At 54.1% G+C, this 12,186-nt stretch carries 8 protein-coding genes; all 8 read left to right on the forward strand.

The window, feature by feature from the left end; all coding sequences use genetic code 11:
- Nucleotides 1-25: 25 nt before the first annotated feature.
- The 8 genes from argH to EYB31_RS25885 all read left to right on the forward strand — a co-directional run bounded on the left by argH (nt 26) and on the right by EYB31_RS25885 (nt 11,925).
- Nucleotides 26-1,543 (forward strand): argininosuccinate lyase, encoded by a 1,518-nt coding sequence (gene argH / locus EYB31_RS25850; protein WP_131016326.1) that lies wholly within the window; start codon nt 26-28, stop codon nt 1,541-1,543.
- Entirely contained in the window at nt 1,540-2,880 is a 1,341-nt protein-coding gene (locus EYB31_RS25855; protein ID WP_131016327.1) for a BadF/BadG/BcrA/BcrD ATPase family protein, read from the forward strand. The genes argH and EYB31_RS25855 overlap by 4 nt, the downstream gene beginning before the upstream one ends.
- 179 nt (nt 2,881-3,059) lie before the next feature.
- Complete coding sequence (locus tag EYB31_RS25860) at nt 3,060-3,944, forward strand: hypothetical protein (RefSeq protein WP_131016328.1); 885 nt, start codon at nt 3,060-3,062, stop codon at nt 3,942-3,944.
- Complete coding sequence (locus EYB31_RS25865) at nt 3,941-5,827, forward strand: FAD-dependent oxidoreductase (RefSeq protein WP_131016329.1); 1,887 nt, start codon at nt 3,941-3,943, stop codon at nt 5,825-5,827. Before EYB31_RS25860 ends, EYB31_RS25865 begins: the two co-directional genes overlap by 4 nt.
- A 144-nt stretch (nt 5,828-5,971) precedes the next feature.
- Nucleotides 5,972-7,600, forward strand: coding sequence for a type 2 periplasmic-binding domain-containing protein (locus EYB31_RS25870; protein ID WP_131016330.1), 1,629 nt, complete (start codon nt 5,972-5,974; stop codon nt 7,598-7,600).
- 157 nt (nt 7,601-7,757) lie between these two features.
- Nucleotides 7,758-8,663, forward strand: coding sequence for an ABC transporter permease (locus tag EYB31_RS25875; RefSeq protein ID WP_131016438.1), 906 nt, complete (start codon nt 7,758-7,760; stop codon nt 8,661-8,663).
- Between the two features lie 88 nt (nt 8,664-8,751).
- A complete protein-coding gene (locus EYB31_RS25880; protein ID WP_131016439.1) occupies nt 8,752-9,579 on the forward strand; it encodes a carbohydrate ABC transporter permease in 828 nt (275 codons plus the stop codon).
- Nucleotides 9,580-9,615: 36 nt separating this feature from the next.
- A complete protein-coding gene (locus tag EYB31_RS25885; protein WP_131016331.1) occupies nt 9,616-11,925 on the forward strand; it encodes an AraC family transcriptional regulator in 2,310 nt (769 codons plus the stop codon).
- The last annotated feature ends 261 nt before the right edge of the window (nt 11,926-12,186 follow it).

A 12,186-nucleotide genomic window follows, 5' to 3' on the forward strand; every position in this document is an offset into this window, starting at 1 on the left:
ATGATGGAACAGGAGGACAACAAAGATGAGCGTTAACGAGCGTGAAAAGATTTTGCAGGAGGAGGGCCAAGTTTTCCCAGGGAAAACGTATGCCGAGGTGGTGCTTGGTCCCGCTTTTCGGGAGGCCAGAACTCACCTGCTGGGTCCGATGATGGCGATTAATAAAGCGCATTTGATTATGCTGAAGGAGCAGCGGCTGATCTCACCGGAGGAGGCCGGAGTGATTGCCGGGGCGATCCGCGGTGTTGATCTCGAAGCTCTGGGGAAAGCCGAATATACGGGTGAGTTCGAGGATTTGTTTTTTCAAGTGGAGAGCGAGCTGCTGAGGCTAGGCGGAGAGGTCGCAGGCAATCTTCATTTGGCACGCAGCCGCAACGATATGGGCATCGCCATTTACCGAATCGTGCTCAGAGAGAAGCTGCAAGAAGTATTGGCTTCGGCGTTGGGCCTGCAGCGCATATTGCTTGCTTTCGCCGAAGAGCATACCGATACGGTGATGCTCGGTTATACGCATACGCAGCAAGCTCAGCCTACAACGCTCGCCCATTATATGACAACGATGGCGGATTCGCTGTTCAGAGATATACGGCGCCTGATCGCCGCTTACGGCAATTGCAATCGCAGCAGCATGGGGGCGGCGGCGCTGACGACGTCCGGTTTTGCCGTCAGCCGGGAACGAATGATGGAGCTGCTTGCTTTTGACGGGATGGTGGAAAATTCGTACGACGCTGTCAGCGGCTCCGATTACGTGGCGGAAATCGCTGCTGCGGTGCAGCTGGCGGCGATCCATCTGGGCCGTTCCGTGCAAGACATGCTGCTTTGGTGCACGCAGGAGTTCGGCGCGTTGAAGGTATCCGCGCCGTATGTGCAGATCAGCTCGATCATGCCGCAGAAGCGCAACCCGGTATCGTTCGAGCATATGCGCTCGCTGCTGTCCAGCTGCGCAGGCAACGCGCAGACGGTGCTGACGATGATGCACAACACGCCGTACGGCGATATCGTCGATACGGAAGACGACATGCAGCCTTATGCATGGAAGGCGCTGCAGGTACTGGAGCAAATATACCGCTTGTTCGGTTGCGTGATCGGCACGGTGTCGGTGAACAAAGAAACGCTGCTGAAGCGGGCGCAGGGCAGCTTCGCTACCGTCACCGAGCTGGCCGATACGTTGGTGCGTACGGAAAATATCTCGTTTCGCACCTCGCACCATATTGTCAGCGGGGTAGTAAAAAAGGCGCTTGAGCGCGGTTTGGCGGCAAACGAGATCGGGCTGCCGCTCGTAAACGAGGTGGCGCGCGAGATCATCGGGCGCGAGGTGTCGCTCGATGCGGAGGCGCTGCGGCTGGCGCTTGATCCGGTTCATTTTGTAAGCATCCGCACGCTGCCAGGCGGGCCGAGCCCGCAGGAAATGCGGCGTCTGATCGCAAGCCGCAGGGAGCAGCTTGGCGTGCAAGAGGTGTGGTTGCGCGAAGCGGTGCAGACCTGCGGCGAGGCTTTAGGTCGGCTGGATGCCACATTGACCGGCTGGAGAACGGGTTCATGACCGGGCGGCTGACCGTGCCGCTGCTGGCGGTGGACGGCGGGGGCACGAAGTGTGCGGCGGTTTTTGCGGCTGCGGACGGGAGCTGGCTGAGCCAAGGCGGCGCAGGCTCCTGCAATTATCAGGGCGTCGGCCGGGAGGCTGCGACGCTTGAACTCGTTCGCGCCATCCGCGCAGCTAAGGCGGGACTGGCCGCAACCGGCATCGCAACGGCAGGCCGCACGAGCGCTTGCTCTTCGACTGGAATTGCCGGTGCTTCGGAAGCCGCGGGCAGCTTACGGACAGGCTCTGCAGGCGGGGCGGGAATTGTGGGCAGGCATGGGCTTGGGCTGGGCCTCGGGGCGGAATTGATGCCCGAGTTCAACCCGAAGCAGGACCTGATGCACGACCTGGACCCAAAGCTGAACCCGGAGCCTGAACCGATGCACGAGCTGGATCCGAAGCGGAGCCTGGTGCCGGAACCGACCGTCGGGTTGGGTCCCAAGCTGAGCCCAGGGCCTGAACCGGTGCTGGAGCTGAAACAGCAACCGGAACCGCTTCTCGAGCTGGAATGCGCATTATTTGCTTTGGCCGGTGTCGATACGCAGGCGGATTACATTATTGCCCGGGCAATGGCGGAAGAAGCGCTGCGGCAGGCGGGGATTACAGCGCATCGCGTGGTCGTGGAAAACGACGGGTTCTGCGCGTTGGTCGGAGCGACCGGCGGCCAGCCGGGGATTCTCGTCATTTCCGGCACGGGTTCAATCGTATACGGCACCGACGGTCAGGAAGCCAGCGCCAGAGCGGGCGGCTGGGGGCACCGGGTAGGCGACGAGGGAAGCGGTTATTGGATCGGCGCGCAAGCGATCAAGGCGATTCTTAAGGCAAGCGACGGAAGAGGCGAAGCCACATTGCTGGGTGAATGGATTTTTCCGCACCTTGGCATCGGCGGCGCCGAAGATTTGTTCAACTGGACATACGGACAGGAGTATTCCGTGGAAAAAACAGGTCGGCTGGCTCCGTTGGTCGATGCGGCGGCTCAAGCCGGAGACAAGATCAGCCAGCATATTTTGGAGGCGGCAGTAAAGGAGTTATTTGCCGCGTCTCAGGCGGTGATCGGCAAGCTGCGGTTGCGGGAAAAGCAGACGCCGTTTGCCGTCATTTTGCAAGGCGGCGTGCTGAGACATTGTAATTATGTCCGCGATCAGCTGTACCGGAGTCTCCGCGCCTATTGTCCGGGAGCCCGGCTTCATACTTCGGTTGGCGAGCCCATTCAAGGCGTCGTCGGAATGGGAGTGTCGCTGCTTGATACAAGCGGCAAAAATGAAATAATCAAAATTGGCACAGCCCTTCTCGATTGAGAGGGGTTGTGTTTTTTTTGTGCGATTTCTTGCTGCGCAAATAGTAAGCGGGTTTGCATGTGATGACATGGTCATTAAATGAGCATGAATTGCCGAAATGCCGATTGCCGCTTCGTTTCGGAGCTGTTTATACTAAAGCCGAATTGGCAGTGGATCACGTTTGAATACGGGGGGAGAATATGCAACCATCATTGGAAATGCTTATCGTCGGAGCCACCTTTGCCGGTATCGGCGCGAGCCTGAGCATGGACCGATCGTTTGCGATAGTCGAACGCACGACATTGGTCGGCCATGAATTCATTAACAGCTACCGGACTGGAAGCGACTGGAAGTCCGTGCCGGAGTTTCCGCCAACGCTGGAGCTTCAAAAGGAGTTTGAAGAAAAACGGCTGCTCACACTGGAAGGCCGGGTACATCTGGGCGGTATGGCGCCGATTGTATTCAAGCAATTGCTTCAATCGGGAAAATCCGGCTCGGTCCGGTTTATGACCGAAGTCGTCGGCATTGCGAGGCGGGCTGATGGATACGACGTGACGTTGTTTGACGCCGGCGGTATCCGCACGGTATGGACAAACCGGATCGTCGATACGACGTCCGACTGCCGGTCTTTGCCGGGGCGGTTTCCGGTGAAGGAGAAGGCGGTGTGCGCCGTTTTGCACAATACGAACGCAAGCGTTAATGCAGAAGCCAACGCCGCTACAAGCATCGTTACCGGTTTTAATGCCGGTGCCGAAAAGCCGGGACTGTCTATACCGAAGGAATTCGCCGACCGGATTAGTCCAGGGGCCTTTGCATCGGAAGCTTATTTACGGCTTCCGATTGCACCTGAAGCCGATTGGGCGGAAGCCCGTCATACGCTAAACCGCTTTTGGGCCGATCGCCCGGCTGAGCTGCAGGACTGGACGATCGCCGCTGTGGCTGACGAATTTGCGGCGGTCCCGGCCCGCAGCTGCGAAGAACTGGACAACGGCTGGCTTTGGATGCCGTCCGCCGCCTTCGAGAATCCGCTGTCGGCCATGGATGCCGGTTATGCATTCGGAAAAAAAGAGGTGATTTCGTCATGAAGTTGTTTCAACGCGAGCAAGGCAGCGTCGTATCAACCCCGGCTGAAGATACTGTCTTTGAGCGCAGCTATGATGTGATTGTGGTTGGCCTCGGCACGGCCGGGGCGATCGCTGCGATTACCGCAGCCCGCAGCGGCCTTCGCGTGCTGGGGCTCGAGCGGCTCACCGGCATGGGGGGCGCGGGGACCATCGGTGCTGTGCTTGGTTACTATTACGGCTCCAAGGGCGGCTTATATGAAGAAATTGATGAAGAGGTGCGCCGTCTGGAGGCCGCAGGCTCAGGTTATACGAAATCGGCGGGTCTGAACGGGGAGCTGAAGAAATATGTGTTGGAGCGTTATGCGCTTGACGCCGGAGCCCGCGTTTATTACGAAAGTGCTGTTATCGGCGTGTACATGGACGGAGCTTCCGTTACGGGTGTTCGCTGGATCGGCCCTGACGGCCTTAAGTCTGCGGGCTGCCGTATCCTGATCGACGCCTCGGGCGACGCCGAGGTATGCGTGATGGCGGGAGCGGCCAGCCGGACCGGCCGCTTGCTTGACGGCAAAGCCCAACCTTATTCCAACCCGATTGTATCGGTGCAGGACAACAAGGTTAGAGCATTTTATACGGACTCGGGTTATGTCGATCAGGCGCAAGAAGCGGACTTGTCGCAGGCGATTATCCGCTCCGCTTGTCTGCCGACCCATCTGCCGGAACGCCTCGAGGAATCGTGCAAATTTCTGAAGCTGGCTCCCCAATTGGGCATTCGCGAAGGACGGTTTATGGATGGCGAAGAGCAGGTCACTTTCGCCGATGTGCTGGAGGATCGTTTGACCGACCAGCCTGTCTTTTACGCTTATTCCAACATCGACAACCATGGCAAAGATATCGCCTTCGAAAGCGATCTTCAGCAGGACTGGGCGGTAGCCGCCAGCATGTGGGGCATTACGATGTCTGTTCCGATCCCGCTGGGCGCGCTGATTCCCAAAGGCTTCGACAATGTGCTGATCGCCGGACGCGCCTTGGCGATCGACCACGATCTAGCCGCATGCGTCCGGATGAAACGCGATATGCAGAAATGCGGCGAGGCTGCTGCGCTGGCCGCAAAGGTGGCTATCGAAGACGGGCTGCCGCTGCGCGAGATCGCTTACGACAAGCTGATGCCGCTGCTGCTGCAAACCGGCTGCCTGAATCCGGCCAACCATGTGCGCTTTAAGGAAAGCATGTCGACGCAAGACGAACATATCGCTTCGCTGCGCTGGCTGACGGACAAAAAGGACATCTGCGAAGGCTTATCCAGCCTGAAGCCGGGTCTCGCCATCTGGTCTGCGCGCAGATTAGGATCCCCCGTTATCGGGTCCGAGCTCAAGCAGTGGATGGCACAGGAGGATAACGAACACTTGCGCAAAAACAGCGCTTTTGCCCTCGCTTTGCTGGGGGATGTCTCCGCCATCCCGGTGCTCAGAGGTATGATGAGGGAACGGGATACGTTTGTTCCGAAAACAAGCCGTAAATACAACCAGGTCCGCGGATATGCGGCAATTTATTTGCTGGGCAAACTGGGCGACGCCGAGATCGTACCCGAGCTGCTGCACATCTTGAAAAGCAAAGAAGAATTCGTCAATTTATCGACCGATGTGGAGTTTATCAATCATGACGAGGAATATTTTTTCCAATATTTTTCCTTTTCGCTGATGGCGCTGCTGCGCACATCGGAGCTGCATCCGGAACTTCGGTCAACCGTGATCGCGGCAGTGGAGCCTATCGTCGAGGATCCGGCCTTTACGGCTAACGTCACTCTGAAGCCAACAAAGGATTTGAACTTTGATATGGCGGATACGGTGCGCCGGATCGTACGTGAGCAAATAAGCCGCTGGCAGACGGAATCCGTTCCTAATTAGAGATGCGCAATCCATACGGTGCGCATGTCATCATTTGCGCATTGCCGTCGCGAATTGCATATAGCATTTGGGATCGCTCCAGGTATACTGAAAATGGACCGGACATCGCGAATTTGATTTTTACTTTTTAGGGAGGTCATTGTTTTGAAAAAAAAGCTCACCGCTTCTACTGTTATCGTGGCGCTGGCCGGCAGTCTGCTAGCCGGCTGCCAAATTGCCGGCAAAGACGAAGGTTCGGCAAGCCCATCTCCTGCTGCCGGCAATAATACAGCCGCCGCAGGCACCGCTGCTCCGCCCTCAAGTGGCCCGGTCAAGCTTTCCTACTGGGTTGCGATGCCGGCTGACGCGGCCCGTTCGCTGAAAAATTTTAACGAAGCTTTGGTTTATCAGGAAATGGAGAAACGCACAGGCGTAAAAATAGATTTCATGCATCCCGCGGTTGGCAGTGAAACCGAGCAGTTTAATCTGATGATCGCTTCGGGCAAACTTCCCGACATTATTGAGAACGATTTCACGCGTTATCCCGGAGGCCCGGAGAAAGCGATTTCCGATAAGGTGCTGATCAAATTAAACGATGTGATTGATAAATACGCGCCGAATTTGAAGAAGTTTTTGAACGAGCACCCGAATTTCAAAAAGGAGATCGTCACCGACGACGGCTCCATCTACGTGTTCCCCGGTATCGGCATCGGCAACAACGCCGTTTCTTCGGGACTTGTGCTGCGCAAGGACTGGCTGAACGATTTGGGGCTGGCCGTACCCGAAACGATGGATGAATGGACCAATGTGCTGCGCCAGTTCAAGGAAAAGAAAGGAAGCAAAGCTCCGTTTACGCTGCGCCTTGCGGATTTGAACAAAGAGCTGTTTAACGGCGCATACGGCATCGGCTGGGAATTTTACATGGACAACGGCAAGGTCAAATACGGCCCTTATGAAGCCGGCTACAAAGACTACTTGACCCAGATGAGCGCTTGGTACAAGGAAGGGTTGATCGACCCCGACTTCGCCACACAGGATGCTAAATCGTTGGATGCCAAAATCACCAACAATACCGCAGGGGCGCTGACAACCGCGGTTGGCGGCGGCATCGGCAAATATTTGAACGCGATGCAGGACAAAGACCCGAAATACGATCTGGTCGGCGCTCCTTATCCGGTGCTGCGTAAAGGGGATGAGCCGAAGTTCATCAACAAGCCGTATGAATACCGCGGCGGCGGCAGCGCAGGCATCACGACCTCCAACAAAAATGTGGCCGAAACCGCCAAGTGGCTCGATTACTTTTACTCCGACGAAGGCCATATGCTGAAATCGTTTGGCGTGGAAGGCCAGACCTACAATATGGTGAACGGATACCCGAAATATACCGATCTGATTACGAAAAATCCGGATAAGCTGTCGATTGGCGAAGCGATGGGCAAATATTTGCGTGTTGCTCAGCCTTCCCCGGGGCTTGTCGGAGACGACCGATATGCGGATCAGTATTTTGCGCTGCCGCAGCAGAAAGAAGCGTCTGCAATCTTCAGCAAACACCAGAAAAACGCCGATGCGATTCTGCTTCCGCGCATTACGCAAACGCCGGAGGAAGCCAGCGAGCTTTCTTCCATTATGGCGGAAGTGAATACGTACCAAAGCGAAATGTTCCTGAAATTCGTGATGGGCGCCGAGCCGATCGGCAATTTCGATAAGTACAAAAGCCAATTAAAAAGCTTGAAAATCGAAAGAGCCATCGAACTTAAGCAAGCCGCGCTCGAACGCTACAACAAGCGGAAGTAGCCAGCTTGCAAGCTGCCGCCGGCGTGCAGTTGTTCGGTTCGGCGCGCCTGGCGGAACCAACGCGACAACAAACGGAAGATGAGGACTCGCCGGCAGGACGGGCCACGGAATGCCCTGCCGGCTTGTTTTCACAACAGATGGGGTGAAGAAAGCAAAAATGAGAAGCCTGCTGAACGATTACCGCAAACATAAATATTTGTACCTGATGATTTTTCCGGTGCTGCTTTATTACGCAGTGTTGCATTATGTGCCGATGTACGGGGCGCTGATCGCTTTTAAGGATTATCGGGTGGCGCAAGGCTTTTTGGACAGCCCTTGGGTTGGCTTTAAACATTTCCAAAGCTTTTTTGACAGCTATTATTTCGGCCGCCTGCTGAAAAATACGCTGCTGCTGAATGTGTACCAGCTGCTGTTTGCCTTCCCGGCACCGATTCTTTTCGCGCTGCTGATCAACGAAATCGGCGGGCGTTTTTTTAAACGGCTGGTCCAGACGGTCACGTATTTGCCGCATTTTATATCCTTAATTATCATTTGCGGCATGATTACGCAATTTGTCGCCCGCGACGGCGTCATTATGGATCTGCTCGTCTGGTTTGGCATGGATCGCACCGCGCTGCTGGCGTATCCGGAATATTTTCGGACCGTCTATATCGTCTCGGATATTTGGCAAACCGTCGGCTGGAGTTCGATCATTTATTTGGCCGCGATTACCGGCATCAATCCCGAGTTGTATGAAGCCGCAAAAATCGACGGCGCAAACCGCTGGAAGCAAACGCTGAATATCACTTTGCCCGGCATCGCCCCGATCATCATTATTTTGTTTATTTTGAAAATCGGCCATATGCTCGACATCGGCTTTGAAAAAATCATCCTGCTGTACAATCCGAACACCTACGTGACCGCCGATGTGATCAATACCTTCGTGTACCGCAAAGGCCTCGGCGCTTCGTTCGAATTCAGCTACGCGACGGCTGTCGGGTTGTTTCAGTCGGCGGTTAATTTTGTGCTGCTGGTCGTCGCCAATCAAATCAGCCGGAAACTCAGCGAAAACAGCCTTTGGTAGGTAAGGAAGGGGACGATTCATCTTGCATTCGAATACGATTCGCAAAAGCGCAGGCGAGACCGCTTTTTCGCTCATCAATATTTTACTTATGCTGTTTATGGTTGTAGTCACTTTGTATCCTTTTATTTATGTGCTGATGTCCTCGTTGAGCGATTCTCGGCTGCTCATGTCTCATACCGGGGCGCTTTTGTGGCCGCAAGGTTTTACGTTTGAAGCATATAAGCTTGTTTTCCTTAATCCGAACATCGTCAGAGGTTACAGCAACACGTTGTTTGTCGTCACCGTCGGGACGATCCTGAACTTGGTGCTGACCAGCATGGGGGCTTACGTGCTGTCGCGCAAAGGGGTGCCTTGGACCAACAAAGTGATGCTGCTGATCGTATTTACGATGTTTTTCTCAGGGGGGATGATTCCTTCTTATTTGCTGGTTAACAATTGGCTTGGCCTCGGCAATAATTTGTTTGCCTTGATTATCCCGGGGCTTATCTCCACGTGGAATTTAATTATTCTCCGCACCTCGTTTGGGTCCATCCCGGAAAGCTTGATCGAATCGGCCAAAATCGACGGCGCGCAGGATTTCCACATTTTGTTCCGGGTTGTGATTCCTTTGTCGATGCCGGTCATCGCGGTGATGATTTTATTTTACGGCGTGCAGCATTGGAATGCGTGGTTTTCCGCGATGTTGTATTTGCGGGACCGCAACTTGTTTCCGCTGCAGCTCATTTTGCGGGAAATATTAATTCAGAACAGCACGGAATATATGACCAGCCAATCTTCGGCGGGAGAGGTGGAGGCGGTCGGCGAAAGCATCAAATACGCGACGATTATGGTGGCGACGCTGCCGATTTTGTTCATTTACCCGTTTATGCAGAAATACTTTGTCAAAGGTGTTATGATTGGCTCTATAAAAGGTTAAGCCAGACCGCAGCGGAGTGTGAAGAGTGTGATTCGTATGGGACGTCGAAAAACAAACAGTGTGCTGAACAGATGGATCCGCTCCTATGCGCTCATTATGCTGATCCCTATCATCATTATGGTCGTCGTGTATATTCAAACAAAACATGTCATTGAAGACGAAATCAACCGGGCGAATTCCGCTTTGCTGACCCAGCTTCAGCAGGATATTGACAATCATATCGATTATACATACCGCTTAAGCGAAATGATTTCGCTTAACCCCAGGGTGCGGCAGCTGATGCGTACGCCCGAACATCTGGAGGCTGAGGACCGCATTGCGATGGTGCAGGCGCTGGCCGACTTTCGCACGTACAACAGCACAAACCGGTATGTGGACCATTTTTATGTGTATTTTAAGATGGGAGGTTTTGTGCTGACCGAATCGTCATATTACGATACCTCGATGTATTACGACTTGCGCCTCTCCGAAACCAGCCTGTCGCCGAACGGGTGGAAGCAGTTTTTGGGGAAGACGTACCGCGGGCAATTTATTAACATGCAGGAGGTAAAAGGGCAGGCGAACACCGGTATTTTGTTTGCGCAATCGCTGCCGATCGACGAGCGGAATACGCCGCTGGCGACCTTGATTATCGAGCTGAACGAAGAGAAGCTGCTGTCGGCCATCCGCAACATCCAAGCGTACAATCAAGGCAATGTGTATATTTTGGACGGCACAAACCATATTCTCGCTTCCTCGGAAAGAGACCATCCCGGACTGCCCGATTTTGCCAACCTGAACGGCGAACTTGGCTTCGTGCAAGGCAAGTCGAACGGCGAAGACGTCGTTGTTTCATTTATCCAATCAAACCGTACCAACTGGAAGTACGTCTACGTGCTGCCCTCCCGTTTATACAGCGAAAAAGCCGAATATATCCGCAATCTGACGCTTCTTATGCTGGCCGCGGCCGTGCTGATCTGCGCCGCACTGGCGGTATGGTTCGCCCGGCAAAATTACGTCCCGCTGCGCCGTCTGGTGCGTTCCTTGGCGGAGCGCTCCAAGCTGGATCCGGGCGCCGCGCTGAACGAATACGACTACATTGAAGAAGCGATCGAAAATACGATGGACCGCAACCATCAAATGAACCAAATGATTGAGAAGCAAAAAAACGTGCTGCGCTCCAACCTGTTTATCCGGCTGCTTAAGGGAAGAACCGAAAACGATTTTCCCGTCCGCGAAGCGCTGGCCGAATACAATGTCAGCTTCCGTGCCGGGCCGTTTGCGGTCGTTCTGATATTCCTTGAAGATTTCAGCGGATTTTTCCGCCCCCATGAAACCGATCTGGAGAAAAAACGGGAAATGGTCCGGCTGATCATTTCCAATATTGTGGAGGAGCTGTCGAGCAAAACGCATCAAGGTTGGGTTGTGGAGATTGATGAGCTGCTGGCGTGCATTCTGAATGTCAAACCGCAGATGCCGGCGGAAGAAGCGGAGCATGATGTGCTGCGGATGATCGAAGAAGCGCAGCGATTTATCGCCAGCCGCTTCCACATTTATTTTACCGCTGCCGTCAGCAAGCTTCATGAATCGCCGGCCGGACTGCCCGCCGCCTACCAAGAGGCGATAGAAGCGATGGAATACCGGATGCTGCTGGGCACGCAGACGATCATCTCCTACGAGCAGATCAAACGGCAGATCATGTCTTACGTATATCCATTGGATAAAGAGCAGCAGCTGATCAACTATGTGAAAGCCGGCGAATTCGCCTTGGCTAAGGCTGTGCTCGACGAGGTGCTGCATGTCAACTTGACCGGGCAGGAGCTGTCGATCGAGATGGTCCGCTGCCTGATGTTCGACATGATCAGCACGATGATGAAAGCCGCGATGGAAGCGAATCTCGGGCAAACCGAGCTGTACGAGGAAAACCGCAAAGCGATCCAGGAGCTGATGAGCGGCATCACCGTTGCTGCGATGAAGGAAAGGATGACGCTTTTCCTGAATAAAGTATGCAATCACGTCGATTCCAGAAAAAAAAGCCACAACTTCCGGCTGAAGGAAGATGTTTTGGAATTTATTCATGACCAGTACAGCGATCATAATATGTCCGTGAACACGATCTCCGAGAAGTTCGGCATCCACCCTTCGTATTTGTCACGTTATTTCAAAGAGCAGGTGGGAGATACGCTGACCGATTACATCAACAAGCTGCGGGTGGAGAAATCAAAGCAGCTGCTGCGAAACGACGAAATTTTGATCAAGGACATTTGCGATTCTGTAGGTTTTTACAGCATCAGCACGTTCATCCGGCTGTTTAAAAAATACGAAGGCGTCACGCCAAGCTTGTACAGGGAAAGCAGCAAGTATTGATGGCGGCGTCGAAGCAGCTCTTGATTTTTGCAGGAGAGGTTATTTTAAAGGATTGTTGCAGTTCCGCACGCAGGAGGGGGAGACTGCGGCATTAATGCCATTTGAATTCATTCCTTATATAGGCTTCTTTCCTATGTCCCGAAAATTGCAAGCGTAAAGCAACTGGAGCATCTGCTCGCAAAGCACATGGAGACGATTGCTGCGTTATGGACAAACAAGCTTCGCCAGCTTCGCCAGCTCCGCATTGCGGACTGACGAAGC

The sequence above is a fragment of the Paenibacillus thalictri genome (assembly GCF_004307995.1).
Taxonomy (GTDB): Bacteria; Bacillota; Bacilli; order Paenibacillales; family NBRC-103111; genus Paenibacillus_AF; species Paenibacillus_AF thalictri.